At 71.2% G+C, this 20,082-nt stretch carries 18 protein-coding genes; 10 read left to right on the top strand and 8 right to left on the bottom strand.

Annotated elements, in window-relative coordinates:
* Positions 1-5 precede the first annotated feature (5 nt).
* A complete protein-coding gene (locus tag RUR_RS28885) occupies positions 6-776 on the top strand; it encodes an SOS response-associated peptidase (protein WP_283138376.1) in 771 nt (256 codons plus the stop codon).
* Between the two features lie 45 nt (positions 777-821).
* Complete coding sequence (locus RUR_RS28880; RefSeq protein ID WP_283138375.1) at positions 822-1,157, top strand: TraR/DksA family transcriptional regulator; 336 nt, start codon at positions 822-824, stop codon at positions 1,155-1,157.
* A gap of 10 nt (positions 1,158-1,167) precedes the next feature.
* Here RUR_RS28880 and RUR_RS28875 read toward each other — a convergent pair whose 3' ends face one another.
* On the bottom strand, positions 1,168-1,929 hold the full coding sequence (locus RUR_RS28875; RefSeq protein ID WP_283138374.1) for a methyltransferase domain-containing protein: 762 nt from the start codon (positions 1,927-1,929) through the stop codon (positions 1,168-1,170).
* Between the two features lie 264 nt (positions 1,930-2,193).
* On the opposite strand from RUR_RS28875, the gene RUR_RS28870 reads away from it, so the two are divergent.
* The 6 genes from RUR_RS28870 to RUR_RS28845 all read left to right on the top strand — a co-directional run bounded on the left by RUR_RS28870 (position 2,194) and on the right by RUR_RS28845 (position 7,372).
* Positions 2,194-2,805, top strand: a complete 612-nt coding sequence (locus RUR_RS28870) for a sigma-70 family RNA polymerase sigma factor (protein ID WP_283138373.1) — start codon at positions 2,194-2,196, stop codon at positions 2,803-2,805.
* Positions 2,802-3,074, top strand: a complete 273-nt coding sequence (rsrA, locus tag RUR_RS28865) for a mycothiol system anti-sigma-R factor (protein WP_283138372.1) — start codon at positions 2,802-2,804, stop codon at positions 3,072-3,074. The genes RUR_RS28870 and rsrA overlap by 4 nt, the downstream gene beginning before the upstream one ends.
* 43 nt (positions 3,075-3,117) lie before the next feature.
* Positions 3,118-4,050, top strand: coding sequence for an NAD-dependent epimerase/dehydratase family protein (locus RUR_RS28860; RefSeq protein WP_283138371.1), 933 nt, complete (start codon positions 3,118-3,120; stop codon positions 4,048-4,050).
* A 346-nt stretch (positions 4,051-4,396) separates the two neighbouring features.
* Positions 4,397-5,728: an HD-GYP domain-containing protein gene (locus tag RUR_RS28855; protein ID WP_283138370.1), complete on the top strand. Its 1,332-nt coding sequence runs from the start codon at positions 4,397-4,399 to the stop codon at positions 5,726-5,728.
* Between the two features lie 50 nt (positions 5,729-5,778).
* Positions 5,779-7,056, top strand: a complete 1,278-nt coding sequence (locus RUR_RS28850) for an HD-GYP domain-containing protein (RefSeq protein WP_283138369.1) — start codon at positions 5,779-5,781, stop codon at positions 7,054-7,056.
* A gap of 97 nt (positions 7,057-7,153) precedes the next feature.
* On the top strand, positions 7,154-7,372 hold the full coding sequence (locus RUR_RS28845) for a biotin/lipoyl-binding carrier protein (RefSeq protein WP_283138368.1): 219 nt from the start codon (positions 7,154-7,156) through the stop codon (positions 7,370-7,372).
* On the opposite strand, the gene RUR_RS28840 is transcribed toward RUR_RS28845, so the two are convergent.
* Genes RUR_RS28840 through RUR_RS28830 form a run of 3 tightly spaced genes read right to left on the bottom strand, consistent with a single transcriptional unit; the run spans position 7,369 to position 10,278 of the window.
* Positions 7,369-7,749, bottom strand: coding sequence for a thioesterase family protein (locus RUR_RS28840; protein ID WP_283138367.1), 381 nt, complete (start codon positions 7,747-7,749; stop codon positions 7,369-7,371). The genes RUR_RS28845 and RUR_RS28840 overlap by 4 nt on opposite strands.
* Positions 7,746-8,759: an LLM class F420-dependent oxidoreductase gene (locus RUR_RS28835; RefSeq protein ID WP_283138366.1), complete on the bottom strand. Its 1,014-nt coding sequence runs from the start codon at positions 8,757-8,759 to the stop codon at positions 7,746-7,748. Before RUR_RS28835 ends, RUR_RS28840 begins: the two co-directional genes overlap by 4 nt.
* Positions 8,760-8,796: 37 nt before the next feature.
* A complete protein-coding gene (locus RUR_RS28830) occupies positions 8,797-10,278 on the bottom strand; it encodes a carotenoid oxygenase family protein (protein ID WP_283138365.1) in 1,482 nt (493 codons plus the stop codon).
* Positions 10,279-10,477: 199 nt separating this feature from the next.
* On the opposite strand from RUR_RS28830, the gene RUR_RS28825 reads away from it, so the two are divergent.
* Positions 10,478-11,443, top strand: coding sequence for a winged helix-turn-helix transcriptional regulator (locus tag RUR_RS28825; protein ID WP_283138364.1), 966 nt, complete (start codon positions 10,478-10,480; stop codon positions 11,441-11,443).
* A gap of 105 nt (positions 11,444-11,548) precedes the next feature.
* On the top strand, positions 11,549-13,243 hold the full coding sequence (locus RUR_RS28820) for a class I adenylate-forming enzyme family protein (protein ID WP_283138363.1): 1,695 nt from the start codon (positions 11,549-11,551) through the stop codon (positions 13,241-13,243).
* 46 nt (positions 13,244-13,289) lie between these two features.
* Here RUR_RS28820 and RUR_RS28815 read toward each other — a convergent pair whose 3' ends face one another.
* The 4 genes from RUR_RS28815 to RUR_RS28800 are packed head-to-tail and all read right to left on the bottom strand — an operon-like array spanning position 13,290 to position 19,774.
* Positions 13,290-14,678 carry a serine/threonine-protein kinase gene (locus RUR_RS28815; RefSeq protein WP_283138362.1) on the bottom strand — a complete coding sequence of 463 codons (1,389 nt, stop codon included), beginning with the start codon at positions 14,676-14,678 and terminating at the stop codon, positions 13,290-13,292.
* Positions 14,675-16,195: a serine/threonine-protein kinase gene (locus RUR_RS28810; protein WP_283138361.1), complete on the bottom strand. Its 1,521-nt coding sequence runs from the start codon at positions 16,193-16,195 to the stop codon at positions 14,675-14,677. The genes RUR_RS28815 and RUR_RS28810 overlap by 4 nt, the downstream gene beginning before the upstream one ends.
* Positions 16,188-18,137 (bottom strand): protein kinase family protein, encoded by a 1,950-nt coding sequence (locus RUR_RS28805; RefSeq protein WP_283138360.1) that lies wholly within the window; start codon positions 18,135-18,137, stop codon positions 16,188-16,190. Before RUR_RS28805 ends, RUR_RS28810 begins: the two co-directional genes overlap by 8 nt.
* Positions 18,134-19,774, bottom strand: coding sequence for a serine/threonine-protein kinase (locus RUR_RS28800; protein ID WP_283138359.1), 1,641 nt, complete (start codon positions 19,772-19,774; stop codon positions 18,134-18,136). Before RUR_RS28800 ends, RUR_RS28805 begins: the two co-directional genes overlap by 4 nt.
* Between the last annotated feature and the right edge of the window lie 308 nt (positions 19,775-20,082).

Genomic DNA, 20,082 nt, shown 5'->3' with positions numbered 1-20,082 from the left:
GTTCTATGTGTGGTCGATACGTCTCCGCACGGCAGCGACACGAGCTGCTGGAGGAGTTTGAGGTTGAGCAGGACGCCACGCCCGAGGAGCTCCGCGAGGACTACAACGTGGCGCCGACCAAGCCCGTCTACGCGGTGCTGACCCGTTCGCCCCAAGGGGACGCCGACCTGCGCGGGGTACGGCAGCTGCGGGTCGTGCGCTGGGGGCTGGTGCCGTCGTGGGCCAAGGATCCCTCGATCGGGAGCAAGCTGATCAATGCCCGGGTGGAGACGGTGGCGGAGAAGCCGTCATACCGGAAGGCGTTCGCCGCGCGCCGCTGCCTGCTCCCGGCCGACGGCTTCTTCGAGTGGTACCCGGTGGAGCGAGAGGAGGGGAAGAAGCCGTACAAGCAGCCCTATTTCATCCATCCTGCCGACGGCGGGATCATGGCCATGGCCGGGCTGTACGAGTACTGGCGCGATCCCAGTCGGCCCAAGGAGGACCCGCAGGCCTGGCTCTGGACCGTAACGATCATCACGACCTCGGCCGAGGACGAGATCGGCCACATCCACGAGCGGATGCCGATGACGATCGAGCCGGAGCGCTGGGCGGACTGGCTGGATCCGCAGCTCACCGACGTCGAGGAGGTCAAGCACCTGCTTGTTCCGGCCGCGCCGCGACGGCTCACGGCGTATGCCGTGTCGCCTGCGGTCAACAAAGTGGGAAATAACGGTCCTGAGCTGTTAGATCCGATAGCCGATGAGGGTAATAAAGGCGAAGAAATAGCCCTGTTCTGACAGGGCCGATCTCTCCCCCCAGACCCCTCACGGAGGTGCGGAATCGTGGATCCCGCGGCCGCTCGCACACGCCTGGAGGCGATGCTCGTCGATCTGGACAGGTCCATCGGGGTGCTCTCCGGTGAACAGATCGGTCTGCCGGATCGATCCGCCGCCGACGCGGGCTCGGACCTGACCGAGAACGCGCGCACCGCGGCGATGCTCCAGGTCGCGGAGAGACAGCGGAAGGCGGTCCGGGAGGCGCTGCGCCGGATCGGGGAGGGGACGTACGGCGCCTGCGTGGACTGCCGCAAGGAGGTTCCGGAGGGCCGCCTGGAGGCCCGTCCGGAGGCCTCCAGGTGTGTGGTGTGCCAGAGCCGCCTGGAGCGCGCCCGGCGGTGACGCGGGCCGGTCAGGGGCGCCGGGCGCTGGCGACGAGGTGGATGCCGATGGCGTCGTCCTCGTCTTGGCGGGTGTCGAGTTCGGTGCGGACCAGGCGGTCCAGCGCGAGTTCGTCCACGGCCAGGACGTGGTCGACGACGGAAGGGGACAGCACCGTGCGCGGCCGGATCCATTCGACGATCAGCCCGGCCTCGGTGAGGAGTTCGCGGAGCTGTCCGGCGGAGAAGCAGCGGGTGATGCTCCCGTCCGGCCAGGGGACGAGCATGACTTCCTGGGTATGCCGCAGGTGGGCCCAGTAGTGCTGTTCGGCGAGGATCGCCATGCCGAGGACCAGGGAGTCCACGCAGGTGAACAGCCGGCCGCCGGGCCGCAGGATCCTGGCGATGTCCTCGACGGCGGACTCGGTCATGAGCTCCAGGGAGAGCGCCCGTTCCTCGGCGACCACCGCGTCCACGCACGCGTCGGGGAGGAAGGCGAGCGAGTCCGCGCGCACCCGCCGTACCACCCCTGAGGAGGTCTCCCGGAGTTGCTGGTAACCGGGGGAGGACGCGGTGCGGAAGTCGTGGACTTCGAGGACGCGGTGGCCTCCGGCGGCAGCCTGGGGGGACCAGCGTCCGCGGAGTTCGGCGAGGCCGCCGGAGACGTCGGCGATGACGGAGGGGCGGGTGGGCAGCCACTCGGTCAGCTGGGCCATGGCGACGGCCCGGTAGAAGGTCCAGTACGGCCCGAGGGTGCCGGTACCGTTCAGTTGTATAGCGGGAATGGGCAGCACAGCAGCTCCCGTGCAGACATGACCGATATGTAGCTTTTTCCCCACCTCGACGTGTTCGTCACCCCGCGTCGAGGTGGGAACAGATGGCGGACGGCGGGTGTTGCAGCGGGCGTACAACCGGATAACGCAAGATCTTCGTTTGGAGGTTCCCGCCCTATGCTCACGGTGTTGGAGCGGCCGCCGCGGTCCGGACCGGGACCTGCCGATCCGGCGAGGGGCGGCGTACGGATATCCTCGTCTACGTACGATGCCGTGCTAGAGGGGGTGGGTGAGGTCTCGGCGACCAACGCGGAGACTCTGGAGCAGCGCAGTGCCCGGTTCGAGAACGACGTGATGCCGTATCTCGACCAGCTGTACTCTGCCGCGCTCCGGATGACGCGTAACCCAGCGGATGCGGAGGATCTTCTTCAGGAGACCTTCGCCAAGGCATTTGCGTCCTTCCACCAGTTCACGCAGGGGACCAACCTCAAAGCGTGGCTGTATCGCATTCTGACCAACACCTTTATCAACGCATACCGGAAGAAGCAGCGCGAGCCAAAACAGGCCGGGACCGAGGAGGTCGAGGACTGGCAGCTCGCCCGGGCGGAGTCGCATACCTCCGCGGGTTTGAAATCCGCTGAGATCGAGGCGCTTGAGCATCTTCCGGACACCGACGTCAAGGAAGCGCTCGCCGCCCTTCCCGAGGAATTCAAGATCGCTGTTTACCTCGCCGACGTCGAGGGTTTCCCGTACAAGGAGATCGCTGACATCATGGGCACCCCGATCGGGACCGTGATGTCGCGTCTGCACCGGGGACGCCGGATGCTGCGTTCCTCACTTGAGGGATATGCGCGGGAGCGCGGTCTCGTGCGTTCCTCAGGGGAGGTGCGGGGATGATCGGCGACGAGCCCCACGAGACCGACTGCGGCGACGTGCTCGCGCGGGTCTACGCCTACATCGACGGCGAGCTCGAGGCCGGCCGTTGCGACGACATCCGGATCCACCTCGACGAGTGCGCTCCGTGTCTGCGAGAGTACGGTCTGGAGCAGGCCGTCAAGCAGCTCGTCGCCAAGCACTGCGGATCCGACCCCGTGCCCCAGGACCTGCGTACCAAGGTGCTGAGCCGGATCCGGCAGGTGCGGGCGGAGCTCGGCGAGAGCGAGTGAGCCCGCGGCCCCGCGGGCCCGCCCCGGGTGGCTGGAGGATGTCGTGCGTGTGCTGGTGACCGGTGCGGCCGGATTCATCGGATCGGCCCTCGCCGATCGGCTCCTGGACGACGGGCACGAGGTGCTCGGGGTGGACGACCTGTCCACGGGGAGCCTGGCCAACCTCCGGGAGGCCGGATCCAGACCGGCGTTCTCCTTCACCCGGCTCGACATCCGGGACCCCGCCCTCACGGGCGTCGCCGACGACTTCGGCCCCGACGTGGTGTGCCACCTGGCCGCCCAGATCAGCGTGCGCGAGAGCGTCGCCGACCCGGTGCGGGACGCCCGGCTCAACGTCGAGGGGACCGTGGCCGTGCTGGAGGCGGCGCGGCTGAGCGGGGCGCGCAAGGTCGTCCACACCTCCTCGGTGGCGGTGTACGGACGTCCGTCGGAGCTCCCGGTCGGGGCGGACTCCCCGTTCGAGCCGCGGTCGCCTTACGCGGCCTCCAAGCTCAGCGGGGAGGTCTACCTGCGGACTTATCAGGCGCTGTACGGCCTGGACTCCACCACGCTGGTCCTGGCCAACGTGTACGGCCCGCGCCAGTCGCCGAACGGTGAGGCGGGCGTCGTCGCGATCTTCACCGACTCCCTGCTCAAGGGGGCACCCACCGTGGTCTACGGCGACGGCTCCCAGACCAGGGACTACGTCCACGTGACCGACGTCGTGGACGCCTTCGCCCGGGCCTGCGGGAACGCGGGCACCGGCGGCCGGTTCAACATCGGCACCGGCCGGCAGACCACCGACCGCGAGCTGCACACCCTGGTCGCCTCGGCCGTGGGCGCCCCGGACGACCCCGGGTTCGCCGCCGCCCGCCTGGGCGACCTCCCCGCGATGGCGGTGGACCCCGCTCCGGCCCTGGACGGCCTGGGCTGGGAGCCGCGCACCGGGCTGGTCGACGGCCTGAAGGCCACCGTGGAGTGGGCGCGGTCGTCGTAGGCGGCGAATGGGTGAATAGCTGAGGGTGACGACTTGTTCACGCCTTGCTCACGATTCGCGCACGAAACGTAGAGAACCCACTACGGAGGGGCATCATCGTTGTAGCCTGATTTCCGATCCCCGCCTGCGCTGAACGCATCGGGTACCGGGGTAAAAGGATCTAATCTGGAGGCTGAGCATGTTTAAGGCAAAGGCCACCTGGGTGGGAGCGTTGCTGCTGCTCCTCTCGGTGGTTCTCTTCGTGACCGGGACATCCGGGCCCGAGGGCATCTCCTGGACCTGAGCGTGCTGTAAGAAACCTCGGCTGCCCCCGGAAACGGGGCCGAGACCTCGCGAGGGGGCCGCAATGCGTGGACTGCCGTGGCCCGCCCGGCTGTATCTCATCGTTCTCGTCGTGGCAGCAGGGCTGGTCATCGCCCGTGGTGGCATCGAGCCACAGGAGTGGCCCGCCCTGGTGGTGCTCGCGCTCCTCTTCCTGGTCTGCGAGTCCGTGCCGACCCTCCTCAACGTGCAGAACGCCGCCGTCTCGCTGAGTTTCTCCGCGGGCCTGGCCGCGGTGATCCTGCTCGGCGCGGAGGGTGCGGCGCTGGTCGGGGCGATCGCGCTGCTCAGTGTCCGGCCCGGTCTGCCGCTGGTGAAACGGCTCTACAACGGAGCCCAGTTCACGCTCTGCGGCTACGCCTCAGGATGGGTGTACGCCGAACTCGGCGGCGAGACCGGGGTCCCCGACGACCCCTCCCACTTCGCGGACCTGATCGGTCCGTTCGCCGCCGCGGCCGCGACCTACGTGCTGCTCAACGTCCTCATGATGGGGCTGCTGCTCCGGCTGACCGGCGACGTGCAGACCGGGCAGCTCCGCCGCTGGGGCCTGGCCCAGTTCTTCATCTCCTACCTGGGGTACGCCACGTTCGGCCTGCTGATCGCCGGACTCTGGGCGACGGTGCACTCCATCTCCGCCGCGTTGGTGCTGCTCCCCCTCTTCGTCGCCCGCTGGGCGTTCGGGCAGTACCACGCGCAGCAGCGCGCCTACGACGCCACGATCGCGGCGCTCTGCCAGGCGGTCGAGACCAAGGACTTCTACACGCGCGGGCACAGCGAACGGGTGTCCAAGGCGTCGGTGATGATCGCCCGGGAGATCGGCATGGGGCCGGAGCGGCTCAGCGCCATCCGGTACGCGGGCATGCTGCACGACGTCGGCAAACTCGGCGTCCCCACCAAGGTGCTGCAGAAGTCCGGGGATCTGACCGAGGAGGAGTTCGCCGCCATCCAGTTGCACCCCATGCGGGGGCTGGAGATCGTCAAGGGCATCGACTTCCTGGACGAGGCGTACGCCGGGATCATGCACCACCACGAGAAGATGGACGGCCGCGGCTATCCGATGGGGCTGGCCGGGCTGGAGATCCCCGAGTTCGCCCGGGTCATCGCGGTCGCCGACGCGTTCGACTCGATGACCTCGGACCGTTCCTACCGGGGCGCCCGTCCGGTGCCGGTGGCCATCGACGAGCTTCGCAAGGGCTCGGGCACCCAGTTCGACCCCGAGATGGTCGCCGCGTTCATCAAGGCGGTGACGCGTGAGGGGTGGCAGACCTCCAAGCCCGTCCCGCCGCCCGAGGACGATGTGGTGACCAAGGACCACGACGACCCGACCATGCCCATCCAGGTGGTCTCGGAGCGGTAGCCGCCGGTGCGCCCGCGCACCGGGCGAAGACTGTCAGGAGAACTCAAGCGATGAACCCCATGGTGGCGGAGAGACGGTCGGCGTGGCAGTCCCTGGACTCCGGCCAGCTGCTGTTGATCGCGGCGGCCGGCATGCTGGTGGTCGCGGCCATCGCGCACACGGCCGTGGTCGGCCTGGCGGACTCGCACGTGGCCGTCGGCTTCGGCGCCTTGATCGCGGTGGGGGAGCTCGCCCGGCTGACGATGCCCGGCAACCGGGAGGTCGCCCCGATCTCGACCGCGGCCGCGTTCGGCTACACGCTCCTGATCGACGTCGGCGGGATCCGGGTGGACCACTCGGCGCTTCAGGTCGTCGCGGTCATGTCGGTGGGGATGATCGCCGGAGCGCTGCCGCATCTGGCGGTGAACCGGCCGCCCCGGCTGGACGCGATGTCCCGGCGGCTGCTCTCCGGCGCCATGGTGGCCTTCGCCTACCGGCCGGTGGCGGACAACCTGGCCGGCATGATCGGCTCGCCCGGGGACTCGTGGTGGATCCCGCTCGGGATGATGTCGGCGCTGGTGGTCTTCGCCGTCCTGATCGACACCGGCATCGCCGCGCTGCTCCGGGCCGAGCAGGTTCGCACCTCTTTCGGGGTCGCGGCCCGGGACGAGCTGCGCAACGCCGCCCCGCTCGGCACCGCGGTGGGCGCGTCGGGGATTCTGCTGGCCCTCGGCTCGCACAGCATGGACATGGCCGCCCTGCTGGTGTTCGCGGCGCCGCTGCTCGTCTCGCAGGTGGCGTTCCGCAAGTACGCCCAGATCCGGTCGACCTATCTGCAGACGGTCCGGGCGCTCTCCCGGGTGACCGAGGTGGGCGGGTACGTCGAGCAGGGGCATTCGCTGCGGGTGAGCCGGCTGGCGGTCGCGGTCGGCCGGGAGCTGGGGCTGGCCGAGCCGGAGCTGCTGGACCTGGAGTACGCGGCGTTGATGCACGACATCGGCCAGCTCTCGCTCCGCGACCCGATCCCGGGCGGTGCGACGGTGCTCACGGATCGGGATCAGGCCCGCAGAATCGCCGAGCTGGGTGCCGAGGTCATCAGCAAGACCGGGGTCCTGGATCGGGTGGCGGAGATCGTCCGCAGGCAGTGCGACTCCCCGCACGAGGGGCCACCGCTGGCGAGCCGCGTCATCAAGGCCGCGAACGCCTACGACGACCTGGTCGGGGGTTCCACCGACCGGGACCGGGCGGCGGCCGCGCTGGATCGGATGCGGCTCGACTCCGGGAGCGAGTACGACGCCCGGGCCGTCGAGGCGATGACCCGGGTGGTCGACCGCGGATTCAGGGCCTAGCCGCGGGTTGCGGCCCGGGGCTCGTCTCCCGGGTGAGATTGTGATCGAATCTCGGTCCTACCGGCGGAGTGCCGGTCGCGCAGGAGGGGAGTCGGCGGTGGCGGAGGTCCATGCGGAGATGGTGGGCAGCGTCTTGGAGGTCGTCGTGGCGGAGGGGGACGTCGTCGGCGGCAACGACGTGCTGATCATCTTGGAGTCGATGAAGATGGAGATCCCGGTGGTCACCGAGGAACCCGGGGTCGTCTCCAAGATCGAGGTCGCCGAGGGCGACGTCGTCCAGGAGGGCGACCTGATCGCCGTCATCGACCACGTCTAGCGCGCGAGCCTGGCCAGGAAGCGGTCCCGGTCGACGACGAGGCGTTCGATCCGCCCCGTCCCGGCGACGGTGTCGCCGTCCAGGGCGGTCACGGTGAAGACGAGCCGCCGCCCGTCCACGTCGATCAGCTCGGCGGTGACGTCCACCGTGGCCCCGATCGGGCTCGCGGCGCGATGTTCCAGGGCGACGGAGGTGCCGACCGAGGTCGTCCCCGGCGGCAGCAGTCCTTCGACGGCGCGCACGGTGGCCTGCTCGGCGAGGGCGAGGAGGCGGGGTGTCCCGAGGACGGGGACGTCCCCGCTCCCCACCGCGATCGCGGTGTCGCTCGCCTCGACGGTGATCTGAACCTCGGCGCGCAGGCCGGGGGCGACTGTCATGATCGGCACTCTACGCCCTGCCGCGGACCCGCCGGTTTCCGCTCGACCGGGCCGGCCAGCGCGCGCAGGGTGCCCGCCCCGCCGGGGTCGGCGTCGGTGCAGACCGGGAGCAGGGCGATCTCGTCCACGCCCGCCGCGGCGTACTCGGCGATTCGGCGCCGGATCCGCTCCGCGTCGCCGAGGAGCGCGACGGACTCCACCAGCGCGGTGGGGATCGCGGCGAGGAGCTCCCGGGGGTGGGGACGGCCTCGGGCGTACGCCACCACGTCGGCGAAGCCCGCCTCGGCGAACGCCTCCGCGTATCCGGGCGCGGCGAGATAGCCGACGACGGCTCTGCGGACCCGTTCGACCGCCTCGGCGTCCGGGTCGACCGCGGCGCTCACCCAGACCGCGACCTTCGGGGCGGTACGGCCGGGGGGCGTCCGGTCCCGCATGAGCGCGACCAGCCGCGCGGCCGAGTCGGGGGTGACCAGGTTGAGCACCATCCGGTCGGCGAGTTCGGCGGCGACGGCGACGGCGGACGGCCCGAAGGCGGCGACGGTGATCGGGGACCGGGGTGCGGCGAGGCGCAGCCGGTAGCCGCGGGTTCGCAGGATCCGCCCGTCGACGGCGGCCTTCTCCCCGGCGAGCAGGGGGCGGAGCGCCTGGACCGACTCCCGGAGCGCCAGGTCGCCCCGGACCCGGGGCCGGCCGTGCCAGTCCTGGACGACGACCGGGCTGGAGGTCCCCACCGCGACGCCGACGGGCCTGCCGGTGAGGTCGGCGACCGAGGCGGCTCCCATCGCGATCATCATGGGGTCCCGTACGGCCACGGGGAGGGGGCCGACGGTGAGGGCGATCCGCCGGGTGCGGAGCCCGATCGAGGTGGCGAGGGCGAAGGCGTCGTAGGTCGCCATCTCCCCGATCCAGAGCTCGGGATAGCCCAGGTCGTCGGCGGCGGTCGCGGTGGTCAGCGCCTCGCCGGCCGGGCGGTCGCCCCACAGCCCCAGCGAAACGCCCACCGAGGTCACACGCGCTCCGAATCGCCGTACCGGACCGCTGACCCCGTCACGGGCGGCTCCCGGTCAGCTGGTCGCGGCGGATCCAGGTGGCGTGGAAGCCGAGCGGGACCCGGACCGGGAGGAGCACCCGTGCCACGGGACCGGCGGCGAGGTCGGCGGCGTGCAGGATCTGCACCTCGGATCTCCCTTCCCGTTCGTCGACGACGAAGGTGATCAGGTAGCCGTCGTCCTCCTCGGTCCCGCCGTCCCGCGGGGCGAACGGGGCCTCGCTTCCGTACCGGTGTTCGCCGAAGCGATGAGTCTGCACGGCGCCGGTGAGGTTGTCGAACCGGTGCAGGCCGTCGAAGAGATTGGTCGCGGACCGCTTGACGGCGACGTTGTAGGCGTAGCGGGTGGGGCGGCCGGTCCGGCGTGTGTCGATCGAGGGGAACTCGGTGTTGTGGTCGCCGTCCACGGGGCCTTCCGCGGTCCGGCCGGTGGCCAGGTTGAAGCGGTACCGGTACATCCGGGCGTCGAGCTTGAGGTAGGAGAGCATGCGGGAGAGGGGGTTCCCGGATCCGGAGGGGGCGGGCCGGGAGACCCGGCAGACGTCCATGACGATCTCGGTCTCCCCGGTGGGGCCGGGGGCCTCCCAGGCGTTGACGACGTGGTAGATGTAGCAGGGTTTGGCGTCGAACCACCGGATTTCGTGGGCCGCGCCTCGCCGGGGTATCACCCCGAACCGGGCGGGCAGTTCGCGGTTGAAGGTGAGTTTGTACCGCCCGTGCCGTGCCGCCTCGGGGTCCTGGTAGAGGGGGAGGTCCATGAGGACTGCGTGGTTCTCGGTGATCGCCATATCGTGCGGGAGGCGTGGGCCGGGCAGGTCCGGCTCGACGAGGTGCTCGACCGTACCGCCGGGCCCGACGACGCCGTAGCGCAGGTACGGCCGGCGGGCGCCGTAGTCGAACCAGAAGAGCTCTCCGGTGGTTTCGTCGGCCTTGGGGTGGGCGGAGAGGTCTCCGGTGAGGGTGCCGAGGAAGTCTTCGGCGCCGATGGTCTCCAGGGAGAGCGGATCGACGGCGTACGGCGTTCCGCACAGATACCAGGTGGCGAGGACCTTGCCCCGGTGGAAGACGACATCGGTGTTCGCGGTGTCTTTGAAGGGGAGCCCGCGGGAGTTGCCGGGAGGGTTGGCACGCGGGTTTTCCATGACCCCGGCCCAGAGGGCACGTCCGGCCGCCGATTCGGCCGTAACTGCCCTGGTCCGGACAAACCGGTTTTGATAACGGGCCCGGCCGTCCTCGAAATGCACGGCGTGGAGCATGCCGTCCCCGTCGAACCAGTGGTATCGGCCCCGCATCGGAAATCGGGCATTTGGTCCGTTGCGTAAATAAACCCCGTTAAGATCGCGGGGGATCTCGCCGACGGTCTCCAGATCTGAAGCGCTGATCTCGTCCTGGACGGGCGCGTAGACACCGAGCAGGTAGGGGTTGGGCTCGCCGGACTCGTCCATGACCTGGGCGATCGCCACCGGCCGCTCAGTCGTCATCCGATAACTCCTCTCAATATCATGAAAGCTACGATAAAAGAAGTCAGCGCGCAATGTCCGAGGCTATGCATGGGTTTGGCGGACCGCATAAAGAGAAGAATTCCCCTAATCTCAGTGTCGACGGCCGTCGTGGCCGTACATCTTCGTCGTTTGCCCGCCTAAGGGAGTCACGCGGATCGAAGAAAGGACAAATTCGGACATGAGGGCGGACTGCGGCGTGGACGTCGCGAAAGCCGGGGACCAGCGCGGCCTCAGCGCGCTCGGCCAGGCACTGCTCCTCCTGAACGATCGCTGGAATCTGCTCATCCTGCAGCGCGCCTTCCTCCTGCGTATCCGGACCTTCGCCGGATGGCGCGACGAACTCGGCATCTCCGAGTCGGTGCTCTCCAGCCGGCTCAAGGAGCTGGTGCGCAACGGCATCCTCACCACCGCCGCGTACCGCAACGGGCGGACCCGGTTCGAGTACCGGCTGACCGAGCGGGGCCTGGAGCTGTGGATCATCCTGGTGGCCATCTCCATCTGGGAGCGGGACTGGGCGGATCGCACGGGGCTCGGGCCGCTGCCGGTCCTGCACCACCGGATCTGCGGCGAGCCGACCCATCCGTACCTCGCCTGCGGCACCTGCCACCAGGCGGTCGTCGCCGACCGGGTGCGGATCGACCGCGGCCCGTTCGCCTCGTTCGCCGCGCTGGGCGCCCGTCGGCACCACCGGCGGACCGTCCCCACCGAGATCCGGACCGACCTGCTCGCGTACTGCCCGGACTCGATGGAGATCATCGGAAACCGGTGGAGCACCACCACGCTCGCCGCCGCCTTCCTGGGGGTCTGCCGGTTCACCGACTTCCTGGGGGAACTCGGGATCGCGCCGACCGTCCTGGCGGACCGGCTCCACCGGTTCTGCGAGCTCGGGGTGTTCGAGTCCGTCGACGACGCCGGATCCGGACGCGCGGTCTACCGCCTGACCGAGCGGGGTACGGCCTTCTTCGACGTCTTCGCGCTGCTGGTGGACTGGGCCCAGCGCTGGCTGCCCGCACCCGAGGGGTCGGGGCTGGAGATCGTGCACAAGGACTGCGGCACCGTGCTGGCCCCGGTGCTGCAGTGCTCGGTCTGCGCGGTGCCGATCGAGCGGCAAGAGGTGCACTTCATCATAGATCAAGAAATTTGACGAAATCATTGACCATCGACGACGCCGTTCATAGTGTCACTGCGAGCAAGTCCACCTCGACCGGCCGTAAGGCCACCGGACCGCCTCACCCCCTGGAGCCGCGCGATGACCCGCCCGCCGTCGCACCCCGCCGACCGTGTCGCCCGCTACATCGAGCAGGGGTGGTGGACCGGGGAGACCGTCGACGACCTGCTCCGCGCCCAGGTGGCCGCCCGCCCCGGCGCTCCTGCCGTCGTCGACCCGCTCAACAAGGCCGACCTGATGGGCGGCGAGGTCAAACGGCTGAGCTGGGCCGAACTCGACCGCGAGGTGGACCGGGTCGCGGGCGTCCTCCTCGAGCAGGGCGTCGGTCAGGGTGACCTGGTCGCGATCCAGCTGCCGAACAGCGTGGAGATCGCGGCGACCTTCCTGGCGGTCGTCCGGATCGGCGCGGTCGCCGTACCCTTCCCGGTGCAGTACCGGGAGTACGAGCTCACCCAGCTCGGCGCGCTCACCCCGATCAAGGCGTTCGTCACCGCGGTACGGATCGCCGACCGGGCGGGCGCCGAGTTCGTCCGAGACCTCCGGCCGCGGCTCCCGGCCCTGGAGACCGTCCTCGCCTGGGGGGTCGTGGACAAGGCCCCGGACGACGTCGTCGACCTGGGCCTTGTCGCACCCGACCCGGAGGTGCTCACGCGTCACCTCGCCGCGACGGAGCGGGATCCGGCCGACCTGGTCACGGTCTGCTGGACCTCCGGGACCGAGGCCACCCCCAAGGGGGTGCCGCGGTGCCACCACGACTGGCTCGCCGTGGAGTCGATCTGCACGGCGGCGCCCGGCCTCACCGAAGCCGACGTGGTGCTCAACCCGTTCCCCATGGTGAACATGGCGGGTATCGGCGGGGTGTTCCTGCCCTGGCTGCGCTCCGGGTGCGTCCTCGTGCAGCATCAGCCGTTCGACCTGACCGTCTATCTGACCCAGATCGCCAGGGAACGGGTGACCTACACCCTGGCCCCGCCGCCGCTGCTGATGCTCCTGCTGCACCGGGAGGAGATCCTCGCCAAGGCCGACATCTCCTCGCTCACCAGGATCGGCTCGGGTTCGGCGCCGCTTCCGGTCGCGATGGTCCGCGGCTGGCAGGAGCGGCACGGTATCGCGATCATCAACTTCTTCGGCTCCAACGAGGGCGTCGCGCTCCTGTCCGACCCGGTCCACATGCCGGACCCCGCGGATCGGGCCCGATACTTCCCCAGGCCCGACGCGGGGAAGGGCGACTGGCCGGGGAGCCTGGCCGCGATGCGCGTCAAGCTGGTCGATCCGGCGACCGGTGAGCGGATCGTCGAGCCGGGGATCCCCGGCGAACTGCACATCGACGGGCCGACGGTGTTCGCCGGGTACTATCCGGGGACCGCTGCCGCGGACCCCTTCGACGACGAGGGGTACCTCGTCACGGGGGACATCTTCGAGATCGCGGGCGCGGACGGCCGGTACCTGCGTTTCGTCGACCGCGCCGGGGACCTCATCATCCGCGGCGGCGTGAACATCGCCCCCGCCGAGCTGGAGGCGCTGATCTCCGGTCACCCCGCCGTGGCCGAGACGGCCTGTGTCGGATACCCGGACGAGGTGCTCGGGGAGCGGGTCTGCGCGTTCGTGGTCGCCAAGCCGGACACCCAGCTCAACGCCGAGATCGTGGTCGGGTTCCTCCGGGAGCGGGGGATCGCCTCCTACAAGCTGCCCGAGCGGGTGGAGGTGGTGGCGGCGCTCCCGAGGAACGCCGTCGGCAAGATCCTCAAGCGTGATCTCCGGGACTCCCTGACCTGACCGCGGCCCGCCGGGGAGCCACGCGGACGCCGTACCGGACCGGGGTTCAGCGCCGGGTCAGCGAGCCGACGATCCACTTCGCGGCGGTCTGCGCGTTCTCCGGGGTCTGTCCGACGGCGTTGGTGAACCGGCTGTACTCGATCTGCGCGACGAGGTTGCCGACCTGAGTCCAGACGGTCACCACGTAGTAGCGGTTCCCGGTGTCCAGGCTCCCCCGGTCGAGGATGAACGCCGCGTCGCCGACGCCGTCCGCGTTCCGGGGCGGCACCCAGGCGTAGACGGGGTTGGTCGCCGCCCGTTTCGCCCACACACCGCGGAGCTCTTCGAGCCGGCGTCGGGCCGTCGCGGCGGAATCGCGGACGTCGAGGGTGACCTCGAGCTGATACCGCTGGGTGGCCGGCAGGCCGTTCACGGACCCCCAGGAGCAGGTGGCCTTCTGCTTGGACGAACTGAACGGCCGGTCCAGCGTGAGCTCGGCCAGCTGATCCCGGGTGAGGAGCCCGCAGGGGTCGGGGAGGCGCGCCTTCGTGAAGGTCCGGCGGGGGGCGGCGGTGGGGGTGGGCGTGCCGGTGGAGGGCCCGCCGGGGGCGGCCGTGGCCCCGGGTTCCCCACTGGGGTTCAGCAGGAACACGGCGGCGCCGCCGAGCACGACGGCCACGGCCGCCACCGCGGCGACGACCTTGGGGGTCCGGTTCCTCCGGGGTGCCGCCTGCGGGGGCGGGGCCATCTCCTCGAAGGCGCGCAGCAGCACCGTCCGATCCGGCCGGGCGGCGGGCGGTGCGGTGAGCAGCGCGAGCAGCACCGGGCCGAGCGCACCGGCCCGCTCCGGTGGTGCGGGCGGGCGGGCCCAGGTCCCGTCGGGGTACGGCGGACGCCGCTCCGCCGCCGTGTAGAGGGTCGAGCCGAGCGACCACAGGTCGGCGGGCGGACCGCCGTCCGGGCCTTCGGGCGGGGTGCGCGCGGGGTCGGCGGCGCCGATCCCGAAGTCGGTGAGGATCACCCGTCCGTCGGCGGCGAAGAACACGTTCCCGGGGCCGATCCCCCGGTGGAGGACCCCCTGCTCGTGGGCGACGGCGAGCGCGGCGCAGATCCGGGTGCCGGTCGAGGCCAGGGCGTGCGGCGGCACCGAGTGGCCTTCCCGGATCAGGTCGGCGAGGGAGCGGCCGTCGACCAGCTCGCGGACGATCCACGTGCTCTCCCCGTTCCCGACGACGTCGTGGACGGTGGCGATCGACGGGTGCCGGAGCCGGGCGGCCGCGGCCAGGGAGTTCCTCAGCCGTCCGGCCGCGCCGGGGTCGGGCGGCAGCCGTACCTGCTTGACGGCGACGTCCCGGTGCAGAAGCTCGTCGCGGGCCCGCCAGACCGTGCTCATCCCGACGGGACCGAGCCGCTCCAGCAGCCGGTAGCGGTCGGCGAGGAGCCGCTCGGAGCTCATCCGCCCGACACCAGTTTCCGGGAGACCTGGCGGGCCGCCCGCAGCGCGCCCTGGACGACGGCAGGGGTCAGTGTCTCGCCGTCCAGGCTGTACTCCACCTTGACGATCAGATTTCGGTAGCGGAGGTGGACCGAGCTGTTCACGGAGACCTTCAGCGCCTTGACCTCGTAGGCGTAGGCCTCCTCGCCGAGGCCGGACACGTTCCGGGCTTTGCCCGTCGTCCCCAAGGGACTGGTGCCCGCGTCGTTGACGACCTTGGTCTTTTCGTGGGCGAAGAACGCCTTGGCCACCTCGGGGGCGCTCCGGCTCCCGATCGCCGGGAAGTGCTCGACCCGGATGCGCAGGTCGTGCCCGCCGCCGTTCCAGAGACACTCGTGTACGGCGGTCTGCCCCCGGGTCGACTCGGTGGGCGTCGGGGTCGTGGTCGGGACGAGGACTTTGACCAGCGCGGGCGTGGCCAGACCGCACGGATCGGGGGCCTCGGCGAAGACACGCGCCGCCGCCGGCGGGGCGGTGGTCGGCCGGGTCGCCGGGGGACCGGTCTCCTCCGCACCGGAGAGGAGCGGTACGGCCACGGCGGCCACGACACCCGCGGCCACCACCGCGGCCGCCGCGGCGATCAGCGTGGTCCGGCGCCGCCGGTTCACCGGGTCGGCCGGGGCTGGCGCGGACTCCGGCAACCAGGCCAGGGACGATTCGACGGGGAGGCTCGCGTGCGAGATCCGCCGCAGGGCCAGCCGGAGCTCCTGCTCGTCCGGCCGTTTCGCGGGGTCCTTGTCCAGCAGCGCGACGAGCAGCGGGCCGAGTGGGCCGGGGAAGGCCGGGGGCTCCGGGGACTGGGTGAGCACGGCGCCGAACATGGCGATCGGCGTGGCCCGGTGGAACGGGTTCCGGCCCTGGGCGGCGGTGAACATGGTCGCGCCCAGGGACCACAGGTCGGCCGAGACGTCGGGCGCCGCGCCGTGCAGGGTCTCCGGGGCGATGTACCCCGGGGAGCCGACGAGCGCGCTCGTGGTGGTCTGCGTGGTGCCGCCGTCCAGCGCCGCGATGCCGAAGTCGGTGAGGAGCACCTCCCCGGAGCCGGAGATCATGACGTTGGCCGGTTTGACGTCCCGGTGCAGGATCCCCCGGCGGTGCGCCGCGGCCAGCGCGTCCAGCATCCGCAGCCCGAGCGCCGCCACGGCCTCCGGCGACATCGGGCCGTCCTCGGCCACGGTGCGCTCCAGGGAGCGGCCCGAGATCAGGTCCATCACGATCCAGGGCCGGTCGTCGGCGGCCAGGACGTCGTGGACGGCGACGATCGACGGATGGCTCAGCCGCGCCGCCACCCTGGCCTCGCGCACCGTCCGCTCGCACGCGACCTCCCGCTGCTCCGGGGGCATCCCCTCGAAGAGCAGCACCTCCTTGATCGCGACCTCGCGCTGGAGCGTCTCGTCGCGGGCGTGCCACACCACGCCCATCCCCCCGCGGCCGAGCTGACCCAGCAGGCGGTAGCGTCCGGCCAGGAACTCAGTCACCGGAGTTCACACTGGCGGCGATCCACCGGGCGGCCTTCAGCGCACCCTGGGCGATCCGGCCGTCCTTGTCGTTGGTGGCCTGACCGCGCTCGTAGGTCACCTCGGCGACCAGGTTGCTGATCCGGAAGACCACCGTGACCTTGTAGGAGCCGCCGTAGAGGTTGATGCTGCTTCGGGTGTCGTAGGAGACGGCCTCTTCGCCCAGGCCGGGGAGGTCCTTCGGCTTGGTGTGCTTGCGGCTGGAGTTCGGCAGCCGGGCGAGGGACTCGGCGTCCTCCCGTTTCCCCTGGACGTAGTCGGCCGCGTCGCGCAGCTCCTGCCCGCCGGATTTGGGTTTCTGGGCGACGAGCCGGACCCGGAGGTCGTACTTGAAGTTGCCGGGGGCCTGGTAGTCCATGGTCAGCCAGTTGCACTCGCCGGGGGTGAACTGGGAAATGATCAGGTTCGGCACCAGCTCCCGGGCCTGGTCCTCGGTGAGGAGGCCGCAGGCACGGGGTGTCGTGGCGAACCGGCCCTTGGCGGCGGCCGTGGGGGTGGGGGTCGGCGTCGGTTCGGCCGCCGTCACCGGGGAGAAGGCGGGGACGAGCAGGAGGGTGAGGGCGGCCGCCATCCCCATGATGAGGGCGGTGACCGCCAGGAGGACCGCCTGGGGCACGAAGACGCCCGGGCGGCTCGCGGGTGGGGGCGGCGGCGGTACGGCCTGCGGGGACACCGGCATGGTCGGCGGGGCCTCCGGCGCGGCTTCGGCCGGTCGCTTGGGGAAGCGCAGCGACGGCTGGGTCGTGGAGACGGGAGGTGCCTGGGGGTGCGGGCCGGGGTGCGTCTGCTCTCCCCGCTGCACCGCCGGGACCGGGAGCGGGGGTGTGTCCGCGCGCGGATGCGGCCGTGGCGACCGATCGCCCGGTAAGGCCGGTACCTGTGCCGCGGTGGCGGCGGGACCCGGCGGCAGGGCGGGCGGCGGCGCGGCCGTGGCCGGCGGACGCGCAGTCGGCGGTACGGGCGGCGTCGCCGGATCGGGGCCGTCGGCCGGGCCGGAGACCCAGATCGGCCCCGGCGGCCCGGCCGGACCGGGCGTCGCGTGGGGTGCCGGAACCGCAGGCGGCGTCACCGGGGCGGCGGGGACGGTCCACATGCCGGTCTGGGCGGCGGGGTCCACGGGCACCGGGCGCGGGGGCACGGGAGACGGGGTCGACGCGGACTGCGGCGATGCCGGCTGGGGCGGGGCAGGCGATGTCGGCTGGGGTGGGGAAGCGGGACTCGCCTGCGGCGAGGCAGCGGCGGGGACGGTCCACATGCCGGTCTGGGCGGAGGCGGCGGTGTCCGGCTGCGGCTGGGGCGCCGGGGCGGCGGGCGGTACGGGTGGGGGCGCCGGTGCCGGCGGGGTGGCCGGACCGGGGGGAAGAACCCGCGGGGTCGCCCGGGTGGGGGCGGGCTCGGGGTGCGGGGGCGCGGTGGCCGCCGGGCCCGCCGTGGGATAGACCTGGCTCACCACGAGCGGGCTCTGCACGATCGTCTGAAGCTCGCCCCAGAGCGCCGCCGCGTTCGGGCGCCGGGCCGGGTCGGGGTCGAGCAGGGCGAGCAGGAGCGGGGTGAGCGGGCCCGCCTTGACCGGTGGCGCGGGTGGCCTGGCCGGGGGGAGGCCTTCGACCGCGGTGTACAGGATGGCGCCGAGGGACCACAGATCGGCGGTGGGACCGGCCTCGGCGCCTTCCGGCGCGGTGAAGGCGGTCGGCGCGACCCGGTCCCGCTCGTCGGGTCCGGCGAGGCTGATCTGCCCGTCCGCCCGGAATCGGATGGTGGCGGGCTGGAGTCCCCGGTGGGGCGTGCCGCGCTCGTGGACGCCGGCGAGGGAGTGGAGTATCCCCAGGCCGATCCCGGCCACATGCTGCGGCGGGAGGGGGCCTTTCAGCGAGATGATCTGTTCGAGGGTCTCCATGCTCATCCTGTGTGTTTGGTCAGTGATTCCGCGAACAGCTTCGCGGCGTTCAACGCGCCTTGGCGGATCGCCGGGTCGTCGGTGTCGGGCTGCAGATCGGTGTAGCCCACTTCGATGACGAGGTTGCTGACCCGCAGAACGACCGAGCTCATTTCCAACCCGCCCCCGCCGCGACCGTCGATCAGGTCGTAGGTGAAGGCTTCCTCGCCGATCCCGTCCAGGGGGTGGGTGATGCTGTAGCCGACGGGCTTGCCTTTCAGCCCGATCTCCGGCCAGGCCCAGAGCACCTCGCCGGTGCTGATCGAAGTCCTGGTGTTCGCGTTGATGAAGATTTCCCGGGCCTCCTGGGGGCTGAGGCCCCACTGTTCCTTGGTCCCGTAGGGGACGACGTTGAGCCCGACCCCGGATACGGTCCAGCTGCAGCCACCGGAGTTGTCCGGCTTGCCGGGCTTGGTGAGTTCGGGGAAGACCTGCCGGATCCGCTGGGGGTCGACGAGTTTGCACAGGTCCACCGGAACCCCGAACTTGCCGGGGCGCTCGCTCAGCGGCGAGGACGCGGGCTGGCTCACCGCCGTCTTCACCGCCGGACGGTATCCGGGGGCGAACTCCCGGATCGCGAGCATGGCGACGACCGCCACCAGGATCCCGGCGACCCCCGCCGAGGCCACCTTGATCGGGTTGAGCCCGGCGAGCCGGGAGAGCCGGTCGGGCCGCGGCTCCGGCTCGGATGTCCGTTCGGCCGTCGGCTCGTCCGGCGGCACCGGTGCGCGGACGGGTTCCGGTCCGGATACGGCGGGCGCGCGGCGCGGGGCGACCGGGAAGGAGGTCCGGTCCCGCACGATGTCGGCGAAGAGCCGCTCGGCCACGATGCCGGGGATCCGGGTCCCGGGCTGGCGGGCGAGCATGCGCATGAGCACGGGCCCGAGCGGTCCGGCCAGCTCGGGCTGCCGGGGCGGGCGGGTCAGCGCCGCGCTCAGCACCTCGGCGGCGTTGTCGCCGGGGTAGGGGGCGACGCCCTCCACGCCGAAGTAGAGGGTCGCGCCGAGGGACCACAGGTCGGCTTCCGGGCCGCCGCGTTCCCCCTCCAGCCGTTCCGGTGCGATGTACCCGGGTGAGCCGATCAGCATCCCGGTGGCGGTCAGCGTCTCGTAGCCCTCGATGGTGGCGATGCCGAAGTCGGTGAGGACGACCCGGCCCTGCCTGGTGAGGAAGACGTTGGCGGGTTTGACGTCCCGGTGCAGAACTTTGGCGTTGTGCGCGGTCCAGAGCGCGGAGAGCAGCTTCGCGCCGATCCGGGCGATCTGCCGCGGCGGCAGCGGCCCGCGCTCACGGACCATCTGCTCCAGGGATTGACCGCTCAGCAGTTCCATCACGATCCACGGGCGGTCGTCCTCGGAGACCACGTCGTGGACGGCGATGATGTTCGGGTGGTTGAGCTGCGCGCACGCCTGCGCCTCACGCATCGCCCTCGCGGTGGTCTCGGCGCGGGCTTCGGCGTCCAGGTGCGGAGGGAGGTGGATCTCCTTGACCGCCACCTCCCGGTCGAGTGTCTCGTCGGTGGCGAGCCAGACCGCGCCCTGACCACCCGACCCGAGGGGGTTGAGCAGTCGATACCGGTCGGCGAGAATGCGGGCGCCGATCATGGCATGCCTCCTGGCGACGCGCTCCGAGTGGGGGCCGGCCGGGACGGCCGGGTACGCTCGGGCGCTCGTGGTCGACCGAGTCGTGTGTCGTGCGCCGGAGCGGCCGTACCGAGATCGCCCTTCCCCCGGGCGGCGAGTGGTCGGTAGGCCCTGCCGGCGTCACCCCCGTTGGCATAGGCACGCACAGGACCCTAGCGATTTGCTCAAGACATAGCCACTGAAAGGTATGAGTTGTAGTTTGACCCGGTTCCACGTGTTTTCGGGATTGATCACCGCAAGATCTGCATTAAAGCTGCATATATCTGTAG

The organism is Rhizohabitans arisaemae (assembly GCF_025996515.1).
Taxonomy (GTDB): domain Bacteria; phylum Actinomycetota; class Actinomycetes; order Streptosporangiales; family Streptosporangiaceae; genus Rhizohabitans; species Rhizohabitans arisaemae.
Note: the sequence above shows the minus strand (reverse complement) of the source record. Positions and strands in the feature narration are given on the sequence as shown.